This is a genomic window from Bradyrhizobium sp., assembly GCF_035935975.1.
GTDB lineage: Bacteria > Pseudomonadota > Alphaproteobacteria > Rhizobiales > Xanthobacteraceae > Bradyrhizobium.
This window is the reverse complement of the sequence record NZ_DASYWN010000055.1, coordinates 234395-259510: the sequence shown is the minus strand read 5'-3', so window position 1 is coordinate 259510 and position 25116 is coordinate 234395. Positions and strand designations below refer to the sequence as shown.

Annotated in this window: 23 protein-coding genes and 1 tRNA gene; 15 read left to right on the top strand and 9 right to left on the bottom strand. The window is 63.3% G+C overall.

Translation table 11 applies throughout. The annotated features are described in order from the left end of the window. The first annotated feature begins 85 nt into the window (after positions 1-85). Genes VGR99_RS34790 through VGR99_RS34770 form a run of 5 tightly spaced genes read left to right on the top strand, consistent with a single transcriptional unit; the run spans position 86 to position 5990 of the window. Complete coding sequence (locus tag VGR99_RS34790; protein ID WP_326904470.1) at positions 86-292, top strand: hypothetical protein; 207 nt, start codon at positions 86-88, stop codon at positions 290-292. Beyond that, positions 289-2646, top strand: a complete 2358-nt coding sequence (locus VGR99_RS34785; RefSeq protein WP_326904469.1) for a hypothetical protein — start codon at positions 289-291, stop codon at positions 2644-2646. The genes VGR99_RS34790 and VGR99_RS34785 overlap by 4 nt, the downstream gene beginning before the upstream one ends. Further along, positions 2643-5120 (top strand): hypothetical protein, encoded by a 2478-nt coding sequence (locus tag VGR99_RS34780; protein WP_326904468.1) that lies wholly within the window; start codon positions 2643-2645, stop codon positions 5118-5120. The genes VGR99_RS34785 and VGR99_RS34780 overlap by 4 nt, the downstream gene beginning before the upstream one ends. Then, positions 5120-5542, top strand: coding sequence for a hypothetical protein (locus VGR99_RS34775; RefSeq protein WP_326904467.1), 423 nt, complete (start codon positions 5120-5122; stop codon positions 5540-5542). The genes VGR99_RS34780 and VGR99_RS34775 overlap by 1 nt, the downstream gene beginning before the upstream one ends. Beyond that, on the top strand, positions 5535-5990 hold the full coding sequence (locus VGR99_RS34770) for a hypothetical protein (RefSeq protein WP_326904466.1): 456 nt from the start codon (positions 5535-5537) through the stop codon (positions 5988-5990). The genes VGR99_RS34775 and VGR99_RS34770 overlap by 8 nt, the downstream gene beginning before the upstream one ends. Positions 5991-5997: 7 nt before the next feature. Here VGR99_RS34770 and VGR99_RS34765 read toward each other — a convergent pair whose 3' ends face one another. Continuing rightward, entirely contained in the window at positions 5998-6381 is a 384-nt protein-coding gene (locus tag VGR99_RS34765) for a hypothetical protein (protein ID WP_326904465.1), read from the bottom strand. 15 nt (positions 6382-6396) lie between these two features. Then, positions 6397-7026, bottom strand: coding sequence for a DUF6680 family protein (locus tag VGR99_RS34760; RefSeq protein ID WP_326904464.1), 630 nt, complete (start codon positions 7024-7026; stop codon positions 6397-6399). Positions 7027-7155: 129 nt separating this feature from the next. Here VGR99_RS34760 and VGR99_RS34755 point away from each other — a divergent pair, with 129 nt between their 5' ends. The 3 genes from VGR99_RS34755 to VGR99_RS34745 all read left to right on the top strand — a co-directional run bounded on the left by VGR99_RS34755 (position 7156) and on the right by VGR99_RS34745 (position 9253). Beyond that, a complete protein-coding gene (locus tag VGR99_RS34755; protein ID WP_326904463.1) occupies positions 7156-7383 on the top strand; it encodes a hypothetical protein in 228 nt (75 codons plus the stop codon). Between the two features lie 48 nt (positions 7384-7431). Next, positions 7432-7794, top strand: coding sequence for a hypothetical protein (locus VGR99_RS34750; protein WP_326904462.1), 363 nt, complete (start codon positions 7432-7434; stop codon positions 7792-7794). Positions 7795-8401: 607 nt separating this feature from the next. Beyond that, positions 8402-9253 carry a hypothetical protein gene (locus VGR99_RS34745; RefSeq protein WP_326904461.1) on the top strand — a complete coding sequence of 284 codons (852 nt, stop codon included), beginning with the start codon at positions 8402-8404 and terminating at the stop codon, positions 9251-9253. Between the two features lie 634 nt (positions 9254-9887). Here the strand turns inward: VGR99_RS34745 and VGR99_RS34740 are convergent. From VGR99_RS34740 to VGR99_RS34730, 3 genes are all read right to left on the bottom strand, one after another. Beyond that, positions 9888-9963, bottom strand: a tRNA-Lys gene (locus VGR99_RS34740). A 326-nt stretch (positions 9964-10289) separates the two neighbouring features. Further along, positions 10290-12953 (bottom strand): glycosyltransferase, encoded by a 2664-nt coding sequence (locus VGR99_RS34735; protein WP_326904460.1) that lies wholly within the window; start codon positions 12951-12953, stop codon positions 10290-10292. 215 nt (positions 12954-13168) lie between these two features. Further along, positions 13169-13765, bottom strand: coding sequence for a beta-1-3, beta-1-6-glucan biosynthesis protein (locus tag VGR99_RS34730; RefSeq protein ID WP_326904459.1), 597 nt, complete (start codon positions 13763-13765; stop codon positions 13169-13171). A gap of 223 nt (positions 13766-13988) precedes the next feature. Between VGR99_RS34730 and VGR99_RS34725 the strand changes: the two genes are divergently transcribed. Further along, positions 13989-15656, top strand: coding sequence for a beta-(1-6) glucans synthase (locus VGR99_RS34725; RefSeq protein WP_326904458.1), 1668 nt, complete (start codon positions 13989-13991; stop codon positions 15654-15656). Here VGR99_RS34725 and VGR99_RS34720 read toward each other — a convergent pair. Together VGR99_RS34720 and VGR99_RS34715 are read right to left on the bottom strand one after the other, a co-directional pair. Next, positions 15616-15996 (bottom strand): hypothetical protein, encoded by a 381-nt coding sequence (locus VGR99_RS34720; RefSeq protein ID WP_326904457.1) that lies wholly within the window; start codon positions 15994-15996, stop codon positions 15616-15618. The genes VGR99_RS34725 and VGR99_RS34720 overlap by 41 nt on opposite strands. A gap of 114 nt (positions 15997-16110) precedes the next feature. Beyond that, positions 16111-17499 (bottom strand): hypothetical protein, encoded by a 1389-nt coding sequence (locus VGR99_RS34715; RefSeq protein WP_326904456.1) that lies wholly within the window; start codon positions 17497-17499, stop codon positions 16111-16113. 174 nt (positions 17500-17673) lie between these two features. On the opposite strand from VGR99_RS34715, the gene glmU reads away from it, so the two are divergent. Further along, positions 17674-19029 (top strand): bifunctional UDP-N-acetylglucosamine diphosphorylase/glucosamine-1-phosphate N-acetyltransferase GlmU, encoded by a 1356-nt coding sequence (glmU, locus tag VGR99_RS34710; protein WP_326904455.1) that lies wholly within the window; start codon positions 17674-17676, stop codon positions 19027-19029. Positions 19030-19077: 48 nt separating this feature from the next. Beyond that, positions 19078-19272, top strand: coding sequence for a hypothetical protein (locus tag VGR99_RS34705; RefSeq protein WP_326904454.1), 195 nt, complete (start codon positions 19078-19080; stop codon positions 19270-19272). A gap of 12 nt (positions 19273-19284) precedes the next feature. Here the strand turns inward: VGR99_RS34705 and VGR99_RS34700 are convergent, their stop codons facing one another. Then, positions 19285-19500, bottom strand: a complete 216-nt coding sequence (locus VGR99_RS34700) for a hypothetical protein (RefSeq protein ID WP_326904453.1) — start codon at positions 19498-19500, stop codon at positions 19285-19287. A gap of 220 nt (positions 19501-19720) precedes the next feature. On the opposite strand from VGR99_RS34700, the gene glmS reads away from it, so the two are divergent. The 3 genes from glmS (at position 19721) to VGR99_RS34685 (ending at position 23386) form a co-directional block, all read left to right on the top strand. Beyond that, positions 19721-21547 carry a glutamine--fructose-6-phosphate transaminase (isomerizing) gene (gene glmS, locus VGR99_RS34695; protein ID WP_326904452.1) on the top strand — a complete coding sequence of 609 codons (1827 nt, stop codon included), beginning with the start codon at positions 19721-19723 and terminating at the stop codon, positions 21545-21547. Positions 21548-21636: 89 nt separating this feature from the next. Beyond that, positions 21637-22413, top strand: coding sequence for a DUF502 domain-containing protein (locus VGR99_RS34690; RefSeq protein WP_326904451.1), 777 nt, complete (start codon positions 21637-21639; stop codon positions 22411-22413). A 115-nt stretch (positions 22414-22528) separates the two neighbouring features. Beyond that, complete coding sequence (locus VGR99_RS34685) at positions 22529-23386, top strand: NAD(P)-dependent oxidoreductase (protein ID WP_326904450.1); 858 nt, start codon at positions 22529-22531, stop codon at positions 23384-23386. A gap of 10 nt (positions 23387-23396) precedes the next feature. On the opposite strand, the gene VGR99_RS34680 is transcribed toward VGR99_RS34685, so the two are convergent. Next, positions 23397-23918 (bottom strand): AAA family ATPase, encoded by a 522-nt coding sequence (locus VGR99_RS34680; protein WP_326904449.1) that lies wholly within the window; start codon positions 23916-23918, stop codon positions 23397-23399. A gap of 253 nt (positions 23919-24171) precedes the next feature. Here VGR99_RS34680 and panE point away from each other — a divergent pair, with 253 nt between their 5' ends. Further along, on the top strand, positions 24172-25101 hold the full coding sequence (gene panE, locus VGR99_RS34675) for a 2-dehydropantoate 2-reductase (protein ID WP_326904448.1): 930 nt from the start codon (positions 24172-24174) through the stop codon (positions 25099-25101). Positions 25102-25116 lie beyond the last annotated feature (15 nt).

The following is a 25116-nucleotide window of genomic DNA, read 5'->3' as shown; positions in this document are numbered from 1 at the left end:
CGAACCTCCATGGCGCCCGGTGTTCATCTGAACACCCTTTCACGCGCAGGGCTTTCCGACCGGGTCGCCATGGAGACCTGCGGCCGTGCCCGAGACGAACTGGAAATTCATCACCAAAGCCCCGCGAGCCTGCGGCCCGCTGCTGCTGCGAACCGGCAGCGGCAACTTGGATGGCGTCTTTATCGGCCACCAGGACCCCGATGACGGCCGCTGGTACAGCAGCGAGGGCCACATCGTGTTGCCTCGCTACTTCGCTCAGATCCCCCTGTTTGATTGCGAGGAAGGGGCATGAACCTCCTCCGTCGCATCATCCTCGTCATCGCCACGCTCGCCGGGCTGAGCTCGGCGCTTGCTCAGGCTCCGGGACCTGTCCCGGCCGTCTTGGACAACGAGCGGCGAACGTCATACTCCCTTTCCGGGTCGACCTGCTCATGCACCTTGAACTACTCGGTCTATGGCGACGGTGTTGACTATTGGAATTGGATCGAAGTCTGGCTCAACGGCGTGCGCGTCAACTACAACGACGCGACCTATGGCTGGACGATCACCAGCCCGTCCGGCTCGCTTTCGAACCTCGCGCGTCCAATCACCAATGCGGTGCTGACCTTCAACAATTCGCAGACCGGCACGGTGCAGATCGTCGGCGCGCGGCGGCCGCGGCGAGTTTCGCAATTCAGTGAGGGTGCGGGCGTCTCCGCGCGCGATCTCAATCAGGCACTCAGCGACATCGTCACGCAGAACCGCGAGACATGGGACAAGATCAACGACGTTACGGGGCGCGGGCTCATCTCTCAGCCCGGCGTGACGCTGGGCACGCTCCCGGTGCCATCTGCCTGCTCCGGGAAGTATCTGTCGTTCGACGTCACCGGGTTGATCCCGCAGTGCTCAGGCGGCGGCCCTGGTTCGGGAAATGTCATCGGTCCGGCGTCGAGCACCATCGGCCACATCGCAACCTGGGCGAACACGAGCGGAACGCTTCTTGCCGATAGCCCATTTCCCTTCGCCTATGCGAAAAGCCTTGGCATCAAGCAGGATGGCGTGGCGCTGACGGCGCCCGTATCGATCACCTCTGGTCAAAATGTCCTGACCGTTCCGGGTGGATCGTTCACCGCGAGTGACGTCGGCAAGGCCATCATCGTTCCTGGTGCTGGCGCATCGTCGGGTTACCTGGTCACGACCATTTCGGCATACTCGGACCCGCAGCATGTCAACCTGACCGCCAACGCGGGCACGACGCTTTCGGCTTCGTCGAAAACGATATCCTACGGGACGGACGACAGCACCAATATCGCCAGCGCGATCACAGCGGCGCTCAACGGCGGTTTCTCGATCGTCTTCACCGATGGTCTGATCTTTCACTCGGGCACGATCAATTGGGGCTTCAATCGCCTGAACGTCTTTGCGCTTGGCAACAATGTGAAGTTCCAGCACGTCGGCAGCGGCATCGCTCATAATTTCAACGGCATGACCAACTATCCCGGATCGCAGGGCGCAATCAATGCGCGCTTCGGCGGCCCGGGTAAGATCAAGCTCTGGGGCAATCCTGCAACGTCGGGCGGCGTAGGCCTGACGACCGAAGGCGCCCATATCGACAATTGGCATTTCTCGACAATGGATATCGCGGTTCACGATGCCATCAAGGGCGTCGTCTGTCGCGACACCGGCCTCGTCGGCAGCTCAGCGGTGGAAACCCGGTTCGATATCCGCGTCAGCAACAACGCGGACGGCGCCTTCGCGATGGTGCCAACCACGGGGCTCGACTGCGCGGGTCCGGTTGCCTCGACTTTCGAACATCTGATCATCGAGGGCACGGGGCTCAATACATCGAGCGTGGCCGCGATCCTGACGGCAGCGATCAACAACCACTTCAACGCAGGCACGATCGAGAGCACGACAGGGACCGGTCTTACGTCCGATAGCGCTTCGTCGCGCAACACCTACAACAACGTCGACATCGAGGCGAACGGGACACGCGACTGGGACATCTCGGAAAAGTATCCCGTCATCATCAATTCGGCCGGCGCCGGAACGACGGGTGGCAACCGGTTCAATACGACCAATGCGATGTTGCTGGGCGGCAAGTTCCAGAGCCTGACAAACAACGACAATACGCTCTGGTCGAACGGCACCGAGTTTGCCGTGGCCTGCACCAATAATGGCACGAACACCACGATCATCAATTCGATCGGAGGGCTCTGCATTGCAGTCGAACAAGCAGCTTCGATCCTCGGAAACAAGACGATCAACACCGACAACAGCGTCGTCCTGAAGATCGCGGGCGTTGACGTCACGACGGCGTGGTCGACCTACACGCCGACGCTTACGGCAACCAGCGGCGCCTACACCACCGCCACCGCGACCGGCCGATACAAGCAGATCGGAAAAACCATCCATCTGCAGATCGACATCACGCTGACGGCGATCAACACGGCAACTGGCGCCATCATCGCGACCTTGCCGGTCAATTCCCGCGCCTCGCAGTTCGTGGGGCATGCCATCGAGTACAACTCAACCAACGTCGATGGCAGCGCCGTCATTCTCGGCGGCACCGACGCGACGAAGTTGCAGATCCGCAAATATGACGGCACCAGCTTCCTGGTGAACGGCAACAAGATCGTCGTTACCATGGCCTATGAAATCCCATGACCCAGATGATCCCCGGCGTACAGCGGGATTTCTCCTTCGGAGAAGTGGACGTAACGCTCAAATGGGCGGATGATCATCCGGCGCGGAAGGCCGGCTTGAGGCAGGCGAGAAATACACGTCTCCTCAATGCGGGCGGCCTGAGAAATCGCAGCGGCCGGCGCGCGCTCTATCCCGTCACGAACGGCTGCACCCGTACCGACGAGATCACCATCGCGCCTGGCGTGAACTACAAGCTATCGTTCGGCAATGGACGGCTGCAATTCATCACGCCGGCCGGAGTCGTCGTGAACGAATTCACGACGCAGGGAAATGGCGCGGCTCTCCCGTGGACGACCGGCACGCTCAAGAACGTGGTCTATGCGGTCCTCAATCAGTCGGTTTATGTGACGTACGCCGGGATGCGGCCTCAGGTCTACACCTATGACGGTGCGGCGCCATGGACCGCATCTGACTACAATGAACTTGTTGTCGGCAGCAGTCAGAAGCGCACGCCATTCTATAGGATTTCCCCCAAGAACGTTTACGTCAAGCCGAGCGCCGCGCTCGGTACGATCACCGTAGACTTCTCGGCCCCGATCGTTGTCCCGGGCATGGTCGGAACGCGTATCCGATATGCAGGCCGACAGATCCTGCTCAATTCGATCAACAGCGCGACCCAGATGAACGCAACGGTGATTGAACCGCTGCCGCCGAGCCAGACGCTTTCGCTTTCGACCGCGCTCGGAAATTTTGCGATCGGAGACGTGGTCCAAGGGACCGTCTCCGGCGCATTGGGGATCGTGATCTCAACGTCAAACTCTCAGTCGATCCAATATGCGTATCCGCCCTCGGGAGGCAGCCCCAGCGTTGGCGATACGGTTGCGGGCCTCACTTCCGGTGCCGCGGGCGTCGTTACCGGAATAACAGGGATTCTCAATACGGTCTTGATCATCGCCTTGAGCCCCGGTCCGGCATTTGCCGCTGCAGAAGTCATAGGAGGATCACCTGGTTGGTCAGCAAACATCACCAGCGTGAGCCCAACGACGCTGGGCGTCCAGCTCCTTGCTTCGAGTGGAAACACCCGGTTCTTCGCGACGCCAGACAACGTTGTTGGGCCGTCAGGCGCAGGCAACATCTCGGCTGTTTCCGTCGGGGTGCCGCAATCGATCGGTGTTTGGGACGAAGAGGTGATGAACGACTATCGCGGATTCCCCGCTTCGGTGTTTGTCGATCAGTTTCGCCTCGGCTTCTGCAATTTCCCGGCCGTGCCGGGTGGCATCCTGTGGTCGGCCATCAACTCGCCGACGGACGTCTACGCGAATGACGCATCATCTCCGGACAATTCGATCTTCGAGATCGCGCCAGACAAGACGCAGGTTTACTACGTCGTTCCAGGCCCGGAAGGATCGGAGTTCGTTTTCTGCGATCGGGCGATCTACTACATCCCGATTTCAGCGTCTAACCCGCTGAAGCCCGGAAGCGTCGCGTTCCAGACGCTTTCGGCAGACGGTTCAGCGCAGGTGCAGCCGCGTCTCGCGCAGGAGGCGATCCTGTATGCGAACGCCGGCCAGAACTCAATGATGGCGATCATCGCGACCGGTGCCTATTTGCGCCCGTTCAACACCAAGAATCTTGCCGAGTTTCACGCGCATCTGTTCTCGAGCATCACGGCGATTGCTTGCCCGTCAGCGGATGGGACGTTCAACGAGCGCTACGCCTACGTCATGAATAGTGACGGATCAATCGTGGTCGGAAAGTACGATGCGACAAGCCTGGCTGCTGACAGCGTGCCGAAGGTGGGTTGGGTGCCGTGGTCTGGGTCGGCTGCCCTGTCGTGGGTCTCGGCGCACAGTGCCAACATCTTCTTTACCGGCACCTATTTCGGGACAGGCATTGTCGAGGTGCTCGACGACACGGTCTATCTCGACGGTGCGCTGAGCGTGAACTCGCTCCCGGCCGCGTTCACGCCGCCGGGAGGGAAGGGGCCGCTGTGGTGGATTCCGTCGCAGACGGTAGCTCTGATGGATCAGAGCACGCGTTCGATGGGGACGTATCAGATCGACGCCAACGGTTTCATCATCCCGCAATTCAAAGGTGGCGAGGACCTGACCGTCGCGTCTCTGATAGCTGGGCAATCGTGGACAATGGCGGTAGAGCCATTCTGCCCCAATCCGCCACCCGGCGCCGAGATCGGCCTGAAGATGAGGTCGGTCGCCAACTTCGCAGCGAGCGTCATCAACTCGACCGGCTTCGTGTTCAACTCGCTGTTCAGCGGCAAGCAAACTCCTACTTCGCCGGCGCTGGGCGACATTACGGCGTTCCGCCGCGTCAACGCCTACAACCAGGGCGACGATGCGACGAAGCCGCCGTTCCTGCGCGAGACCGTAGAGCTCTGGTCGCCGACGGGATCGACCTACGACCCGCGTGTGTCGATCATCAAGGACACGCCTGGGCCCTTGATTGTTGCCCGGCTTGCTATGGAGGTAACGGCCTGATGACCGCTGCGATCGCGAAGACTGATCGACCGAAGCCGATTTCACAGAAAGTCCGCGAGGCAATCGACGCCATGGTCACGGGTCAGGCCAAGACGATCACGGCCGCGGCTGAAGGCGTGGGGGTTACCCGTGAGCATCTGAGCCGCGAGCTCAGCAGGCCGCACATCGCCGAGTTCATGCAACAGAAGGTGCGACGTCATCTTGCCGTGGCCACCACTCGAGCCGGTGCGGTCAAGGTCGATTTGCTCGATAGCGACAACGCCATGGTCAAGGATCGGGCCTCGAGCTTCATTCTCGGCCTTGCTGGGATCCAGCCGGCCAATCAGCCGAGCGTCAATGTCAGCATCGAGGTAAAGGCCGGCTATGTGATCGATCTGTCCGACGACCCCGCGCCGCCGCTGAAGGTCATCGACCATGTCTGAAAAGCCCAAACCGATCTCGGCCAAGGTCCGAGCCGCCATTGACGCCATGGTTGCCGGCGACGCCAGAACTATCACCGATGCCGCGGTCAAGGCCGGCATCAGCCGGGAGCACCTATCCCGCGAGCTGTCCAAACCCCACGTAACCGAACACTTACGCCAGAAGATCAAGCGCTCGCTTGCCGTCGGAGCCGCCCGCGCCGGTGCCACCAAGCTCGCCTTGCTGGACAGCCCGAACGAGATGGTGAGGGATAGGGCTTCGTCGTACGTGCTCGGTTTGATCGGCATCGTGCCAGAAGCCTCGCCGGTCGATCGCTCGGCCGCTCAACTGCCAGGTTTTCAGATTGTGATCGTCCCGCCGCCCGGCATTACCGCTGGCGCGCCGCGCGTCATCGGTCCGGAGCCGGTGCGGCAGATCGAGCAAGCTACGGGTAAAGTCGAGCAGCGCTAGGCGCGTGTTAGTTCTTCTCGTCTTGCGATGGTCTCACTTTTGAGAGCTCTCGCTGTATTCCAGCCTCGACTTCTTCTAGTTTTTCGGCGGTCCACGTCGCCGTCTGCGCTTTTGATCTTGCCACGAGCCTTTCAAGTACGGCAGGAACTTCCTTCACAGGAGCTTCAATGCCTCTCAGGCCAAGTTCGGCTTCCAAATCGTCGTACAGCTGTCGGCTGAGGGCCGGCGTGGCGTCCGCCATCGCGGTCAGTTGCGCGATCCATTGAGCTTTGATCTCATCCGTTGGTGTCGAAGCAAAAGCGCGGCCGCGTTTCAGGTAGGACTGTGTCGCCTCCATTTTGGTGTTTTCAAACATTGCCAAAATTTCTTCGGTGAGCTTGTCATTTGACATACTTTGCCTCCGCCCTCACTTGATCTCCTTGATCCGAAGAGCACCACTCTTCTCATCGTAAGCGCTGGCGGCTTTTTTTATGAAATCGACCTGCGCCTTAGCGAACTCTGGAGTGGTTGGTAGCTCCTTGATCGCCATAGGTATTGAGGCCTGCCCTTTGAAGGCCTTCCCGAGACCATCGAGAATCACTCCGATTGACTGATCGCGTTCGAAAGCGCCAAGGGGGTGATAAATGCCGCGTCTTAGCTGTTCGGATGTCAGGGAAGAATAGCCGACGGCCTTAGCCATTGCTGCAAGCAACTCAACGAGCTTGTCTTCCACACGCTGGCTCCAGGCTGCCTGCAAAGCTACGTCGGCACCAACCGGAGGAGCGGTATTGTAGATCCCAAGCAGCTCATGCCACGTGTTGATGACTGCTTGATCCCGGCTGCGGAAAAACAGACCGGGCAGAAACTCTATGTCGATTAGGTTCAGCGCCCTCACAAAGTCTTCGTTGAGCCTCGTCGCGCGATTGGCCATGAGTGCAATGAAGAGGCGCTGCCGGCGGTTCTTCCGATCAGTGGTTCTCTCGATGATTTTTTGGGTCTGCACGGCCAATATTGGGCCAGCCAGCGTCACAAATACCACCCACCACTCGACCGACATTCTTTGTCCCCCAGCCCGTGCAGAGTGTTCCGCAACCGAAGGGCGAGCGCAAGGGGGCATCACAAGAGTTAATTGCCACGACGGCCAATTTGAGCCACTAATCCCAGAGTGAACAGGAGTTCGTCACACATGTTCGAACAGCGCAGCGTCGAAGATCTGATGAAGATTGCTACAGCCGGAGGGGGCTTCAAGATGGATGCGAGCAAGCGATCGACAGAGGACCTGATGAAGATCGCCTACTGTTCCAAGACAAGTGGCGCCCGTCTGACATTTACGAACATGGGTCATCGGCAAACCATTGACCTGATGAAGATCGCTTCGTCCGGCGGCGGTACCGTCTCTTTCGAGGCTGGCTAGATCTGCGTCGTGCCCGCTTACCTTGTTCGTATCATTGAAACCCGCGACTTGGTCGGGATCTTCGTCGCCGAAGACGAGGACGATCTTGCAATCGCGGTCGACGAATGCACAGACGTCCCTGACTGCGAGTATGTCGAGCTTCCGGCCGGCGGCATCATGTGGACAAGTCCGGCCAAGCCGGTGCCGCTGCAGACCGGCGATCCAGAGGACGACGAATCCGAGCCAGAGGAATTTCCTTGGGCCGGTGCCTCGCTCACCGAGCGCTGGTGGTACATCGCCTACGGAATGGATGAGGTCGAGTGGACACCGTTTGCAGATGATCCGCCGCGGCCACCTCGGACCGAGCCGCTAACGCGAAAGCCGCTGAGGCCGGGCAGGGTGATCCCGTTCAGGAAGCGGCGCGCCGAGTAGGAGTTGAGCCGGGCCGCCGAGTGGCCCGGCGCCTCTCTATTTGGGTTCACGCGTTTGATGCATTTGAAGTCCCAGGCGCATCGCAACATCTGTGACCTTTTTTCGGGCCAGATCTTTGCATGCGACGGGAACGAATTCGTCGACCAATTTCATTACGTTGTCGGCGAAGGCAGTCGCACTCTCGGTTCGCTGGTGCATGTCGTCGAGAAGCTTCTGGGTCTTCGGATTTGGATGTTGCATCGCACTGCCCCTCCGCTGGCGTGCATGATAGACGGCGCACTGGCTCCCCGATAGGGGATGGATTTTTTAAGCAAATCAGCGGATGATGCCGGTTGGGTGTGAGAGCCCGGACCAGTGATATCGACCGCTTTCCCTGCAAGGAATTGCCCTGTCGCCTGCAAGCGATGGGCGGCGGTTGACCGAGCCCCTTGAGGCTCAACGGACGCGCTTGGCGGCGCGGTACCGACCGGACCTTTATGGCCGGGGCGTGCCGTTCTGTCCAGAGGGCTTCGGCCCTTAAAAGCGGTGCACCTGTCTCACTGGCAGGCTCTCACCCCCCGGCTGCCCGGTCTGTCACCGGGCGCGGCTGTGAGAGGCCGAGAACCCAGTGAGCACCATCATGAAAGAAACGTTAACACGCGGAAATTCCCCGCCGATCTCCCTTGTGTGCGATGCGGCCACGCCGGCCAGCGAAGAGCCGACTTCCACAACAAGAAGGAATTTCCTTATGAATGCCCTGGTCGCCTTGCCGATCCTCACTGCCGTTCCTACCACGACGGCCGATCTGCCCCGCATCGCAAAGGAGCTCCCGCCGTCGAACGTCAGGGAGATCAGCTTTGTGCCGGCGGCTCGTCCCGACGCGGAACTGCTTGCATTGGTCGACGAATACGTCGTTGCCGAGCAACGATGGTGCGATCTCAACACCGCGGTCGACCGCATGGAATGCGACGATCACCGTAAGCGGATGCCTGACGTTCTCCAGCGAACTGAGGCCGATACGCAGCTTGGGCTCCCCAGCCTTGTCATACGCGATGCCTGGGATTGTCCGGCCAACGTCAACCAGCTCCGTGAAGAGAGATGGCCCGTCGGCACGCGTACCGGGACCCCCGACAATATGACGTTTAGATTCCAACTGCTCCCGCCCTCTCCCGAGGCGCGCGCGCGTGCCGACGAGATTATCGCCGCATTTGAGAAATGGAACGCAAAGCGCCGTCCGCGCGGCTTTAAGAAGCTGGAGCGGGAGCGGGACAAGGCCTTCGAGATCTACGCTGATCTCGAAGAGCGAATTGAGGCGACCCCAGCCGCTACCATACAGGGTTTGATGGCGAAGATCCGCTGCGCGCAGGCCTATTCGAAAGCCAGCGACGCATCTGGCATCTCGTTCGATGGCGGCGGCTGCGGAGAGAGGATGGCGGGGTCGATCTTCTGCGACATCGAGCGGATGGCCGCCGGTGCCTGAGTTGCGTTTGGGCCCGCCGGTTCACGCTGGCGGGCCCTTCACATTGCCAGATGAGAACACCGACCGTATATTTCGTTCGGAGGTACCTGTGGCTTCTTCTCTGACATTCGGCTCGATCGACGGCGATGCGTTCGTCTGGACTCCAGGCGAGGCTTGGATCTGCTCGGACGGCAAATGGTCGCGAGCAAACTCAGCCGAGGTGGGAATGGACGGCAGAGTGCTTTCCCGAGACGCATTCCGGGCCAAATTCGCTTCGTTGCCACCGCTCCCGAGCAACGCCTTCCATTCAGGTGAGAGACGAGCCGAAGCGCGATAGACCAGCCGGGTCACGCCGGCGGGTCCCTTAATGGATCTCGTCAGTGCCTCGCGTCACCACGGCCAGGCCTAGAAGGCTGACGATCACAACCGCAACCCCGCATCCGATCCAGACAAGCATCTCGACGCCCCCCAACAGCCGGGGAGGACTATTCGGCAGATGCTTTGCGGTGTGAATCCTCGATCGAGGAGGGCGGCAGGATTACCCCTGAGTCAAATTGACTCACCCTCGCGCGCGCGGCAATCGATTTGCAGACACGGTGCAGACACGAGGCTTTTTCGGGTCGGTCAATTTCGCGGCTAAGTTATTGATTTGGCTTGGTGAGCGCGCTGGGGCTCGAACCCAGGACCCCGTGATTAAAAGTCACGTGCTCTACCGGCTGAGCTACGCGCTCCCATGGCCGCTGGATGGCTTTCTGCGAGATCGCCATCGTTGTCGGACATTCGAGAAACATGTCTTGCCGCTGCACCTAAACTGGCGTCGCGGGGAAAACCGGCTGTTTCCGGATCATGCTTTCGGCCCGCGCTGTGTAGGGGGAGTGGCTGCGGAGGTCAATAGCTTGGGTAGCTGCCAAAACTCGTGGCAGGAGCCGGATTTGCTCGCGGTATCCGTCGTTTAGACTGGAAATCTCAACCTGATTGGCGAGGGGCTATCCACGCTGAACACTGCCGACGGCTGTCGGCGCTGACGTCTTGCCCGCGCCGTGCGGTGTTCGCCCCGTCAGTTCGCTTCGCGCCGGACCTCGTTCGGCACGGCCTGCGGCGTGCCGGCGGGGGTCGGCAGGGCGACGGGGCGCAGGCCAATCAGCTCGGCGGTGCGGATCGCGCTGTCACGCCAGAACTGGAACGAGTTGATGCGGCTGAGCTCGAGGATGGCGATCGCCACCGCCGCCAGGAACGGCAGGCTCTGCAGCACCAGCACGCCGGCGAAGATGTAGATCTCGGTGATCTGCCGGAAGCTGTTGGAGGCCACCAGCACGCCGGCGCCGACCAGGAGCAGGGTGCCGATCACGGCCTCCCAGAACGCCTGGAACTCGATCGACATCCGGGACAGGCCGCCCTTGGAGGTGCGCGCGAACGCGATGTGCTCGGTGATGAGACCCTGCGCGACCGCGCGCGACACCGTCCATTGCACGCTCATCGCAGCGATCATGGCGCCCAGCATCTGGCCGGGTTTGATCGCGACGCGCGCGCGGTACATCGACAGGAAGTGCGCGAGCGAGACGATGAAGGCGCCGATGATCGGCAGCGTCAAAATCTTGTCGGGGATGGCGATGTCGGCGAAGGCGACGATCGGCACCCAGACGAGGTTGAGCAGCGCCACGACCACGCCGAGGCTTTCGGCCCCGAGCCAGTTCAGCCAGCCGAGCCCGTATTCGCGCTTCTGGTCGGGCGTCAGCCGGCTCTTGCCGGGCAGGAAGTGGCGCCAGTGCTTCTTCACGATCTGGAGGCCGCCATAGGCCCAGCGGTGACGCTGCTTCTTGAACGCCTCGTAGGTGTCGGGCAGCAGGCCCTGGCCGTAGCGGTAGCGGGTGTAGTGGGTGGTCCAGCCGAGCTCCTGGATGGCGAGGCCGAGATCGGAGTCCTCGCAGATCGTGTCGGATGACCAGCCGCCCGCCATGTCCATCGCGGCGCGGCGGATCAGGCACATCGTGCCGTGCACGATGATGGCGTTGGCCTCGTTGCGCTGGACCATGCCGATGTCGAAGAAGCCCGCATATTCGCCGTTCATGATGTAGTGCATGATCGACAGATCGCCGTCGCGGTGTTCCTGCGGCGCCTGCACGAGGCCGACGCGCGGATCGGCGAAAGCCGGCACGAGGTCCTTCAGCCAGTCGGGGTCGACGACATAGTCGGCATCGAGGATGCCGATGATCTCGGCGTCGACGGCGGTACGGTCCATCGCGATGCGCAACGCGCCGGCCTTGAAGCCCTGCACCTTCTCGGCGTTGATGAACTTGAAGCGTTCACCGAGCGCGCGGCAATGATCCTGGATCGGCTGCCAGAAGGCGGGATCGGGCGTGTTGTTGATGATGACCACGCATTCGTAGTTCGGATAGTTCAGCCGCGACAGCGCATCGAGCGTCTGCTTCAGCATCTCGACCGGCTCGAAATAAGCGGGGATGTGGATCGAGACCTTCGGATAATAGTTCTCGGGCACGTCCTCGACCGGCTTGCTCTTGGCGAGCAGCCGCTGCGGCGGACGGCCGAGGGCCACGGCTGCGATCTCGTCGATGCGCGCCATCGCGATCAGGACCAGCGGAACCAGCAGGATCATGCCGAGCGTCAGCGCGAAGGCCGAGCCGAAGATGAAATAGTGCCCGTTCCAGAATGCGAACACGGTCGCGGCCCAGGCGCCGACGCCGTTGGCGGTGGCCGACAGCAGGAACGCCTGCTTGGCGGTCGGCTTCTCGATCCGCAGGATCGGCAGCGACAGCAGGATGCCGACCAAGAGGGCGATCGTCATCAGCTTCCAGTAGTCAGGGTTCTCCACCGGACCGGTCCAGGCGAATTTCGGCTCGCGGCTGGCGTTGAGGATGCCCCAATAAGGACCAACGCCGCCCTCAAAGTACTTCCAGGGCTGATCGATCGCTTCGACGATGTTGTATTCCATGCTCATCGCGTTGGCACGGCTAACGAAGTTGCGCAGGGTCAGCGCCTGCTGAAACGGACCCGGGTCGGCGCTGCGCAGATTGTAGCCGGCGCTCGGCCAGCCGAATTCGGCGATGACGATGCGCTTGCCCTTAAACAGATCGCCTAACAAGTTGTAGATGTAGACAGCCTGGTCGACCGCCTGATCCGAGCGGAAATTCTCCCAATAGGGCAGGACGTGGGCGGCGATGAAATCGACGTTGGAGCCGAGGTCCGGATTGTCGCGCCAGATGTTCCAGATCTCACCGGTGGTGACGGGCACGCGCACCGCGCTCTTCACCTTCTTGATCATCTCGATGAGGTCTTCGACCTTCTGCTCGCCGCGGTAGATCACCTCGTTGCCGACAACGACGCCGTTCACGTTGCTGTTCTTGCGAGCGAGTTCGATCGCCGCCTTGATCTCGCGCTCGTTGCGATCCTCGTCCTTGTTGATCCAGGCGCCGACCGTGACTTTGAGACCGAACTCGGCGGCAATCGGCGGAACCAGCTCGTTGCCCTCTGTCGCGGCATAGGACCGGATGGCCCGCGTGAGGGTCGAGAGCTTCTTCATATCGGCGCGAATCTTGTCGGGATCGACGTTGTGGTCGACGACATGCCCCGGCTCGAACGGCGTGTAGGAAAGGCTTGGCAGCAGGCCCTTGAAATCGGGCGCGGGTTCCCTGTCGCGCAAGACTCCCCACAGCCCAGCGTGAAGCGCGGAGACGAGCAACAGAACGGCGGCGACAACGCGCATCGCGGCTAAACCAAAAGGGGCTGAGGTGGCAGGGAAGCGGATCCGACCCCGAGATCCGACCGAGTCCGCGGCAAATGGAGCATACCTCTGCCGCGCGGTTTCTCAACTGTCATGGGCTCATGTCCTTATCAGGGCATGGCCTTTTCGGAATGCGTGGCAGTGCCAACCGTCTCTATCGCCGATCGTTCCTGAACGACAGCTGAAGCGACGTGCGATTATTTCTGTGGCGCGGGCGACGGGCTTGCCGCAGGCGAGGGGCTCGCGGCGGGCTGCGGCGCCTGCGCGTTGCCGGTGGTCGGCGCCGCCGGCTGGGAGGCGCTGGCTGCCGCCTGCTGCGGCTGGGAGGCCGGATTGATCCAGCAGGCGTGCACACGGCTGTCCAGGGTCTCGGCGACCTTGGGATCGATCTGGCCGCCGAAGCGGGTCAGGCAGCGGAAGGCGGCCTGGATGTGGCCGCCTGGGCAGCCGAAGCGGTCGTAGAGGTCGAGATGGCGGAACGCGGTATCGAGGTCATCCCGCCACATCAGGCGCACCACGCGCCGGCCGAGCCAGACGCATTCGGGATTGCCGGCCGGGCCGTTGATGACCTGGGCGGCTTCGGCGAACTCGTCGGTGCGGCGCTGGTTCTGGGCGGCGTCCTTGGCGGCGGCGTCGGCGGGCTGGGCGGCGGCCTTGCCCTGGTCCGGGGCCGGCGTGCCGCTCTGGGCGAAGGCGCCACCGAGGCCGGCCAGAGCAAGCAGGGAGGAGACGGCCAAGGTGGCGGCGAGCTGCCGCAGGACCGCATTTCGTGACTGACGCACCCGTTGCCGCATGAATTCCCCAATTTTCTCCGCTAACCGCCCACGTCAGGATCCCGCGGACGCGCGGTGATGGCGTCCAAATGGGTCTCCAATGCGGCGGAAAATTCCCGGCGAGTCTGATGACCTGTATTTCGAATTTTGTCCAGCAAAGTCACGATCCTAGGCCTCTGTCGAACGGCCGCAGGTAAATTCCTTAGGGGAGTGGGGGATCCACCCCGGCCTCACCCCTTGGCAGATGGCGTGCGAGCAGGTAATCGACGGCCCTTCGCGGAGGACGGAACCGATTTCTCTTCGTACGCCACTGGCGCTTCTGCTCGTCTCATTGGGGGTAATCGTTGCCGTGTGGTGGTGGCTTGCCACGCCGATCACGCTCGCGCGCGCGCCGATCGATCCCGCCGAAAAGGTTCAATGCGTCTCCTACGCGCCGTTCCGCGGCGAGCAGTCGCCGCTGAACGCATGGACCCATATCGAGGCCGACCAGATCGAGCAGGACCTCCGCCAGCTCAAGGAGATCACCGACTGCGTCCGCACCTATTCGATGGAGAACGGTCTCGACCAGGTGCCGGCGATCGCCGCCCGGATCGGCGGGATGAAAGTGCTCCAGGGCATCTGGCTCTCCAGCAACCGCGCCAAGAATCTTGACCAGGCCGCGCTCGCGGTCCGCCTCTCCAAGGATTTCCCCGGCGTCATCACCAGCATCATCGTCGGCAACGAGGTGCTGCTGCGCGGCGAGATGACGACGCAGGACCTCGTCTCCATCATCCGCTCGGTGAAGGCGCAGGTCAGCGTGCCCGTGACCTATGCCGACGTCTGGGAGTTCTGGCTGAAGAACCGCGAGGTCTATGACGCGGTCGACTTCGTCACGATCCACATCCTGCCCTATTGGGAGGACTTCCCGGTCAAGGCGAAATTCGCCGCCGCCCATGTCGAGGCGATCCGCGAGCGGATGGCGGTCGCGTTTCCCGGCAAGGAGATCCTGATCGGCGAGACCGGCTGGCCGAGTGAAGGGCGCATGCGCGAGGGCGCGCTGCCGTCGCGCACCAACCAGGCGCGCGTGGTCTCGGAAATCCTCAGCCTCGCAAAGGCGCAAAAATTCCGCGTCAATCTGATCGAGTCCTACGACCAGCCGTGGAAGCGAAAGCTGGAAGGCACCGTCGGCGGCTATTGGGGTCTCTATGACTCCGTGCGCCGGAACCTGAAATATCCGCCGGGCCAGCCGATCAGCAATTTCCCGTACTGGAAATGGTACATGGGCGCGGGCCTGGGCCTGTGCGTGCTGGTGTTCGCGGTGGCGCTGATCACGCTGCGCCGGCGACCGTGGACGCCGCGCTTCTCGGCCTGGCTCGGCGTTGCCATCTCTGCGACCACGGCGGGCAGCCTGCTCGGGATCGGCGTCGACAAGATGTACTATGAGAGCTACGGCATCGGCGGCTGGCTGCATTGGGGTGCGCTGCTGCTTGCCGGCATCCTGTCGCCGATCTTCTGCGCGCAGGCGATGGTGATCGGCCGGAGCCTGCCGACCTTCCTCGATCTGCTCGGTCCGCGCGAGGGCCGGAAATGGTCGAAGCTGACGGCGGTGCTGTGTCTCACGCTGGCGGTGACCGCAGTGATCGCGGCGCAGACCGCGCTCGCCTTCGTGTTCGACCCGCGCTACCACGACTTCCCCTACGCCTCGCTGACGATGGCGGTGGTGCCGTTCGCGCTGTTGTTGACGTTGAACCGGCCGCAGATCGGCCAGCGTCCGATCGCGGAGGCGGTGTTCGCGGGCGTGCTCGCGCTGTCGGCGGTCTACGTGCTGTTCAACGAGGGCCGCGACAATTGGCAGTCGCTGTGGACTTGCGCGATGTATCTGCTGTTCGCGCTCACGCTGTGGCGGGCGCGGGCCGAGCAAATCCAAGAATGAGCAGGCCGATCGCAAGGCCCGACAGCACGACATTGTAGAGCACGATGCCAAGGCCGGCGGCGGCGATGCCGACGGTGAGCAGCACGATCGACGGCCGCAGCAGGTTCAGCGTCGCCACCACCAGCGCGACGATGCCGAACACCGAGTTCTTGAACAGCACGGTCGAGACCGAGCGCGCCTTGCAGATCAGCGTCTGCAGGCCGGCGTCGCAGGCAAGTCCGACGGTCGAGAGCTCGATCCCGAGATAGCGCAGATAAGTCGCATAGCCGACGGAGACGAAGCCGACGACGATCAGGAACTGCACCTGGTAGGGCGTGAGGCGGAAGGGCTTTTTTGTCATGGCCGCAATATGGTCGGGATGGGAGGAGGGGGCAACAGGCGCAGGGAAGTTTCCTGCGAATTCACGCAAGAATGTGCGGTCGAACTGGCTCCCGAAACCAAGCGTTCGAGGCGATTATCGCCTGAAGAACGACGACAGCGTCGATCCCGTCGTCGCGGTCTCCGGTTTTGCCTGAGCCGCCGGCTGCGGGGCTGCAGGAGGCGGCGCGGGCGCGGGCTCCTCACGCTTCGATGAGCGTTTGGAGGAATAGCCGCGGCGGTGCTTGTCGGGCTTTGCGGCGGGCGCGGGAGCCGGCGTGCTCTCGGCCTGCGGGGTGGCGTCCTGGGTCTTGTCGGAGGGCTTCTCCTGAACCCGGTCCTGGGATTTGTCTTGTCCCTTGTCTTGCCCCTTCTCCGAACCGCCGCGCATCGACAGCCGCTGGCCGTCGAACACGGTGGTCTCGCAATGACGGTCGCCTTCGGCGAGGCCGGCGCAGAGCTTTGCGGCCGCCGCGGCGTTGATCAGCGGGCCGGCACCGAGACGCAGCTGCATGCCGAGGCCGCCGGCGCCTTCCTTGATCATGATGATCGGACGGAGCGCTGCGACTTCCGGATTGGATTTGGTGACGCCGCGCCAGAGCGCGCGCAGGCCGTCGAGCGAGTTGGCGCCGCCGAGGTCGATTGCAAAGCGCGTCTGCTGGACCGCGATCGCCGGTGCCTCGCTCTCGGTTGATTCCGGTGGCTTGGCCACTGCGGCGACTTCGGTCGGGACGGGCGCCGGCTCGGGCTTCTTCTCGGCGGCCTTCTCATTCGTCTCGGGCTGAACCAGCCTGGAGGCGGCCGGATCCGGCGGCGCCATCATCGACTTGGACGGCAGCAGCGGCAGCATCGGCAGGGCCGACGTCGTCACCGGCGCCTGCGACACGAGCGAGGCGGCGGCCGCGGTCTGTGGCGGCAAGCCCGCCTGATCCCTGGCGACCTCCTTCAATGTTTCCTTTGTTTCCTTGGCGGCCTCTGCGCGCGGCTTGTCGTTCGCTGCTGCCGGCGTCGAGGCGACCGGCGCGACATTGGGGGCCGGTGGTCCAACCAGGCTGGCGTCCTGCGGCTTCGCCGCCGAGGCTTGCGCCGCGCCTGCGTTCTGTTTCGCGATCGTGCCGGTGACGGAATCGAGTCCCTGCTCAAGCATGGTGACGCGCGAATAGAGCCGGTCGCGATCGGTGTTCAGCGTCTCGATGGCGGAGGCGAGGCGGCGCGCCTCGTTCTGGCTGTCCTTGGTCAGGAGCTGCAGCCGGTCGGCCTGGCGCGCGAGATCGGCGGAAGCGACCTGGTCGCGCCGCCAGCCGAGCTGGGCCTGGTTGGACATCACGGCGAGCACGACGGCGCCGATGGCCGTAACGCCCCACGTGCCCAGCCGCCACATCATGCGGCGGTCGAACGCGCTTTCCTCGGCCAAAAATCCGGAGAACAGCCCGCCGGTCTCCTTGTCGCCGAAGGCGTCCGCCAGTGGGTCGGAATCCTTTGCCATGAACGTTAAGTGCCCAGCCCTTGTCCGGCTTCCCCCGAATCAATCAGGGAACATTAACAGGAAAACCCACTCGCACTTGAATTCCGGGCGTTTGCGGGGGTAGCAAGGCGGGCAGCTCATGAGGGCGTTCCGCCCGTCGCGCCAATTGATTCGGCCGTATCTGACAGGATTTCGATGACCGCCCGTTCCAGCCTCACGATCGTGCTCGCCGCCGGCGAAGGCACGCGCATGCGATCAAGCCTGCCGAAGGTGCTGCATCCCGTTGCGCATCAGACGCTGCTCGCCCATGTGCTCGCCGCCGCCCCCAAGGGAGCCGGCACCTCGCTCGCCGTCGTGATCGGCCCCGATCATCAGGCGGTCGCCGATGAGGCCAAGCGCATCCGTCCCGACGCGCTGACCTTCGTGCAGAGCGAACGGCTCGGCACCGCGCATGCGGTGCTGGCGGCGCGCGAGGCGGTCGCGCGGGGGGGCGACGATCTCCTGATTGCGTTCGGCGATACGCCGCTGATCTCGGCCGAGACTTTTGCCCGGCTGCGCGCGCCGCTCGCCAAGGGCGCCGCGATCGCCGCGCTCGGTTTTCGCGCCGCCGATCCCAACGGCTATGGCCGCTTCATCGTCGAGGGCGACCGCCTGGTTGCGATCCGCGAGCAGGCCGACGCCAGCGATGCGGAGCGCGAGATCGATCTGTGCAATGCCGGCGTGATGGCGATCGACGGACGCCGTGCGCTCGAGATCCTCGAGAAGATCGGCAATGGGAATTCCAAGGGCGAATATTATCTGACCGATGCGGTCGGCATTGTCCGCGACAAGGGATGGGAGGCCGTGGTGATCGAGACCAGTGAGGACGAGGTGCGCGGCATCAACACCAAGGCGCAGCTCGCCGAGGCCGAAGCCGTGATGCAGGCGCGCTTGCGGAAAGCGGCGATGGACGCCGGCGTCACGCTGATCGCGCCGGAGACGGTTTACCTGTCCGCCGATACGATATTCGGCAAGGACGTCACCATCGAGCCGTTCGTGGTGATCGGCCCCGGCGTGTCGATCGCCGACGGCACGGTGATCCACTCGTTCTCGCACATCGTCGAGACCACGCTCGGCAAGAAGGTCTCGATCGGCCCGTATGCGCGTTTGCGGCCCGGCACCTCGCTCGGCGACGGCGCGCGGATCGGCAATTTCGTGGAGACCAAGGCGGCGACGCTGGAGGCCGGCGTCAAGGTCAACCATCTCTCCTACATTGGCGACGCCACCGTCGGCGCCAATTCCAACATCGGCGCCGGCACCATCACCTGCAACTACGACGGCTTCAAGAAGCACAAGACGACAATCGGGCAGGGCGCCTTCGTCGGCACCAACTCCTCGCTGGTCGCGCCCGTCAAGATCGGCAACGGCGCCTATATCGGCTCCGGCTCGGTGATCACGCGCGACGTGCCCGACGATGCGATGGCGCTGGAGCGCAGCCAGCAGACCATCCGGGAAGGTGGCGCGGCGCGTTATCGCGAGTTGAAGACCGGCGGCAAGAAACCGGAAAAGTAAGCGGCTGAATGCCGATCCCTGATCGGCATCGCCTGGGACTGTGTGCGCATGGACGACGAGGACGAGACCTGGGATACGATCAAGTTCTTCGTCGAGTACGTCATCATTCCGCCGGGCCGATGGGTGCTGGAGCAGTTCGGCGTGCACCCCCGGGACGAACATGAGACCGCGTCGCTGTTCACCGGAATAGCGTTCTGGGTGCTCGTCGTCTTCCTCGTGTTCGCCCTGGTGCTGGGGTGGTGAGGCGCACCGCTATCAGTCGTCGGCGAATTCCGAGAAGATCGCGCGGGTCAGGCGCCAGCCGCGCGGCTTGGCGCGCTTGGCCGGCTCGCCCTGCACGTGCTTGACGAAAACCGGCTTGCTTTCCTTGCCGCGCTGGGGCGGCGGCCAATGGGCAAGGTGCGTGCCGGTGGTTTCGCTGGCGCGCACGGACATCGATGACAGACCTTTGCGGTCGGACGAGCTCTTCATGGCCTTGGTCTCCTGACCCGGAATCGTTGGTCAAACTTGTTGACAACAAGTTAATGCACGCGGTTTAAGGCCGGCCAATTCGACGCAGTCGAATTCGGATGCGTGCTGACGATGTCTCAATCAGCAATAATTATTGAGTATCTGGTTCCTTAGGAACTTCGCTAAAAACTGAGCGCGTCGTTTTGGCGATTTTTCGACGATTTGGGGGATATTGATCCGCATGTGCGGGATTGTCGGCATTCTCGGGCGCGAGCCGGTTGCAGAGCAATTGGTGGATTCGCTCAAACGTCTTGAATATCGCGGCTATGACTCCGCGGGCGTCGCCACGCTCGAGGGCAAGCTGCTGGCGCGCCGCCGCGCCGAGGGCAAGCTGAAGAACCTGGAGAAGCGGCTCGAAGCCGAGCCGCTCAAGGGCACCACCGGCATCGGTCACACCCGCTGGGCCACCCACGGCAAGCCGACCGTCAACAACGCCCATCCGCACGCGACCGAGCGCGTCGCCGTGGTCCACAACGGCATCATCGAGAATTTCCGCGAGCTTCGCGAAGAGCTCGAGAAGAACGGCACGGTGTTCCACACCGAGACCGACACCGAGATCGTGCTGCATCTGGTCGACGATCTCATGACACGCGGCAACAAGCCGGTGGAAGCGGTGAAGCTGGCGCTGGGGCGCCTGCGCGGCGCCTTCGCACTCGGCTTCATCTTCGCCGGCGACGACGACCTCATGATCGGCGCCCGCAACGGCCCGCCGCTGGCGATCGGCTATGGCGACGGCGAGATGTATCTCGGCTCCGACGCCATCGCGCTCGGCCCGTTCACCGACACGGTGAGCTATCTCGAGGACGGCGACTGGGTCGTGCTGACCCACAAGAGCGCCACGATCTTCGACAAGGACGGCCACGCCGTCCAGCGCGAAAAGATCAAGCACGCCGCCTCGACCTCGCTGGTGGACAAGGCCAATTACCGTCATTTCATGGCCAAGGAGATTCACGAGCAGCCGGAAGTCGTCGGCCACACCCTGGCGCGCTATGTCGACATGGCGAGCGAGCGCGTCTCGCTGCCGGTCAAGCTGCCGTTCGACTTCAACGACATCCGCCGCATCAACATCACCGCCTGCGGCACCGCGAGCTATGCCGGCTTCGTCGCAAAGTACTGGTTCGAGCGCTTTGCGCGCGTGCCGGTCGAGGTCGACGTCGCCTCCGAATTCCGCTACCGCGAGGCGCCCTTGCGCAAGGGCGATCTGGCGATCTTCATCTCGCAGTCCGGCGAGACCGCCGACACGCTGGCGGCGCTGCGCTATGCCAAGGCTGAAGGCGTCCACACGATCGCCGTCGTCAACGTGCCGACCTCGACCATCGCGCGCGAGAGCGAGACCGTGCTGCAGACGCTGGCCGGTCCCGAGATCGGCGTCGCCTCGACCAAGGCGTTCACCTGCCAGCTCATGGTGCTGGCAAACCTCGCGATCGCGGCCGGCAAGGCCCGCGGCGAGCTGTCCGACGCGGACGAGACCAAGCTGGTCCACGGCCTCGTCGAGATCCCGCGCCTGATGTCGGATGCGCTCACCACCGAGCTCCAGATCGAGAAGCTTTCGCGCGAGATCTCGAAATCGCGCGACGTGCTCTATCTCGGCCGCGGCACCAGCTTCCCGCTGGCGCTGGAAGGCGCGCTGAAGCTGAAGGAGATCTCCTACATCCACGCCGAGGGCTATGCCGCCGGCGAGCTCAAGCACGGCCCGATCGCGCTGATCGACGAGACCATGCCGGTCGTCGTGATCGCGCCCTATGACCGCGTGTTCGAGAAGACCGTCTCCAACATGCAGGAGGTCGCCGCCCGCGGCGGCAAGATCATCCTGATGACCGACGCCAAGGGCGCGGCGGAGGCGACCGTCGAGTCCCTCGTCACCATCGTCATGCCCGACATGGCGGCCGCCTTCACGCCGATGGTCTATGCGGTCCCGGTGCAGCTGCTCGCCTATCACACGGCGGTCATCATGGGCACCGACGTCGACCAGCCGCGCAACCTCGCCAAGTCGGTGACCGTGGAATAGGCAGAAGGGACAAGGGTCGCTCGCTTCGTAATCTTCCAAAACCTGCTAGAAGACCCTAGCTTGAGCGTAGCGACCGACCTGGAACCCGAATGACCCCCCGAGACGACGCGCCTGCGCCGCTTGATCCTGCGCCGGAACCGCATACCGGCCTGATGGGCCGTTTCCGCAATTACTTCCTGACCGGCCTCGTCGTGACGGGGCCGATCGCGATCACGCTTTATCTGGTTTGGTGGTTCGTCACCTGGGTCGACGGCGTGGTGCGGCCCTTCGTGCCGCAGGCCTACCGGCCCGAAACCTATCTGCCCTACGGCGTCCCCGGCTGGGGACTGATTGTCGCATTCTTCTCGCTGACGCTGGTCGGCTTCCTCGCCGCCAACCTGATCGGCCGGACGCTGGTCGATGTCGGCGAGACCTTCCTCGGCCGCATTCCGGCCGTGCGCGCCATCTATCGCGGCCTCAAGCAGGTGTTCGAGACGCTGTTCTCGGGCAAGGGCTCGAGCTTCCGCAAAGTCGGCCTGGTCGAGTTTCCCTCGCCGGGCATGTGGTCGATCGTGCTGATCTCGCAGTCGCCGAATGAAGAGGTCGCGCGCAGCCTGCCGGGGCAGGAGGAGCACGTCTCCGTGTTCCTTCCGTGCTCGCCGAACCCGACCACCGGCTTCTTCTTCTACGTGCCCAGGAGCAAGATCATCGAGGTCGACCTCACCGCCGAGGACGCCGCGACGCTGATCATGTCGGCCGGCGTGGTGCAGCCGGGCTCGGCGCCCGACCCGAAGAAAGCCGCCGCGCTCGCCGGCATGGCGAATGCCGCGCGCATCGCCAATGCGTCGGCCCTGCCGCCGCAGCCGCAGCCTGCGAAGGTGGAGTAGGGCCATTCCCTTGGCAGATGGCCGCAGGTCACGCGGCCGTTCGCATCCTCTGCTAGTCTCCGGTCGAAATTCGTTGTTTGGAATTCGACTTTTCGAATTCGACCTGGAGTGCACGATGTCCAAGACCATTGCGATCCTCGCCCCCGGCGCCATGGGCAGCGCCGTGGCCCGCCGCCTCAGCGAAAACGGCGCGCACGTGCTGACGTCCCTGAAAGGGCGCAGCGAAGCGACGCAAAAGCGCGCGGCCGATGCCGGCATGATCGGCGCCGAGGACGAGGCGATCGCGGATGCCGACATCATCCTCTCCATCGTGCCGCCGGGCGAGGCTGTGGCTTTGGCTGAACGGCTCGCCGGACTGATCGTCCGGCGCGAGAAGAAGCCGGTGGTCGTCGATTGCAACGCCGTCAACGTCGACACCGTGCAGCGGATCGAGGAGATCATCGGCTCGGCGCAGGCCCCGTTCGTGGATGGCGGCATCATCGGCTTCCCGCCGCAGCCCGGCGGCAAGAGCCCGGCCTTCTACATGTCCGGCGAGCACGCCATGGACGTCGCGGTGCTCAAGGATTTCGGCCTCGATGTGCGTATCGTCGAAGGCCCGGTCGGCGCGGCTTCCGCGCTGAAGATGTCCTATGCCGGCATCGTCAAGGGCCTCGCCGGCATCGGCTCGGCCATGGTGGTCGCGGCGACGAAAGCGGGCGCGGCGGACGCGCTGCGCGACGAGCTTGCACTCAGCCAGCCCGCGATCCTGGCCCGGCTCGAAGTCGCGCTGCCCGATATGCTCCCGAAGGCCTATCGCTGGGTCGCGGAGATGCGGGAGATTTCAGGCTTCCTCGGACCCGATCATCCGGCCAGCCAGATCTATGAGGGCTTTGCGCGCTGGTTCGAGCACCTCGCCGAGGACGTGAAAGGCGAGGCTGTGGATGCGGAGCTGATGAAGGCGTTCGCGGCGAGCATCGCGAAGAAGAAATCCTGATCGTCCGGCCTCATTCGCCGTGCACTGAAACGGACTCCAGAAAGCCCTGGATGTCCCGGTCGCGCCGCAGGCGCACGACCGGGACTTCGGGGCCGTATTGCAGGCGCTCGGCCTCGATGACCGGCACGCGCTCGGTGTCGTAGCGCCACGCTTCCTTCATCAGCTTCCAGTCGAACTGCTCCGGGCATCCCTCGGGCAGATCAGGCCTTGTCCTGTCGCGATCGAAGGCGGAGCGCCAGAGGATGCGCCACTGGCACAGCCAGCGCGGACGGTCGATGACGACAAGGATATCGGCACGCGCGATGGTGAGATCGAACGCGAGTCCGGAGAAGCTGCCGTCGATCACCCAGGTATCGCCGGCGATTGCCGCAGCGACGCGTGTCCGAAAGCTTGCCGTGTCGGACGGCTTCCAGCCTGACTGCCAGTAGAGCACGTCGAGATGAATGACAGGCAGGTCGAGCTTTCGCCCGAGATTGATGGCGAGCCGCGTCTTTCCGCTTCCCTGGGAGCCAACGACGATGATCCGGCGCATGGAAGCAGGATTTCATAAAGTCGGCCGCTGCAAAAGGGTAAGTCATCTGAACCGACTCTCTCCACGCCGTCATTGCGAGCTCCGCGAAGCAATCCGGAATCTCTCCACGGATGCAGTCTGGATTGTTTCGCGGAGCCTGTCATCGGGCCGCGCTACGCGCGGACCCGTTGGCTCGCAATGACGAGGAGGAGACGGCGCGAGGCCCATCTGTTAAGACGTCTGCCGAAGCAATTTCTCTGCGATGGGAGTTCGAATGAGACTGCTCGTGATCGGCGCAGGCGCGCTTGGCGGTTATTACGGCGCACGCGTGGTGCGAGCCGGCGGCGACGTCACGTTTCTGGTGCGCTCCGGGCGTGCGGAGCAGCTTCAGCGGAACGGACTACAGGTCGTGAGTCCGCACGGCGACTTTGCCGTGGAGCCGAAGATCGTCCTGGCCGATGATCTCAAGGAGCCGTTCGACGTCGTGCTCGTCGGCGTGAAGGCCTATTCCCTCGATGATGCGATGGCCCAGTTTGCCCCGGCGGTCGGCCCCAACACGATGATTCTTCCCATCCTCAACGGGTTGAAACATCTCGACGCCCTGATCGCGCGGTTCGGCGCGAGCTCCGTCCTCGGCGGGCTCGCGAATGTCAGTGCCGGGCTCGATGCGGACGGCCGTGTCGTCCAGTACATGGCCAACCAGACGATCGTCTTCGGCGAGATCGATGGCGCCCTGAGCGAGCGTGTGCTGGCGCTGGAGACGTTGCTCCATGTCCCCGGTATCGACGTGCGCGCCAGCGAAGCGATCATGCAGGACATGTGGGAGAAATTCGTCCAGCTCAGCACGCTCGCCGGCATCACCTGCCTGATGCGCGCGAGTATCGGAGACATCCTGGCCGTGCCGAACGGCGAACAGTCGATCTTCCGCCTGTTTGGCGAATGCTGCGCGGTGGCGACCGCCTCGGGTTTCGAGCCGCGCGCACCGTTCATCGAGTTTGATCGAAAACTGTTCACGACCCTGGATTCGCCGCTCAAGGCGTCGATGCTGCGCGACATCGAGCGCGGCTCGGTCACCGAGGCGGAGCACATCCTCGGCGACATGGCCAATCGCGCCCGCGCGCTCGGCATCGAGACGCCGCTTCTGGACCTCGCCCGGGCGAATGTGGCGGCCTACGAGGTCGGACGAAAAAGGGCCGCCGGCTAAGGATCATCTTGCTTT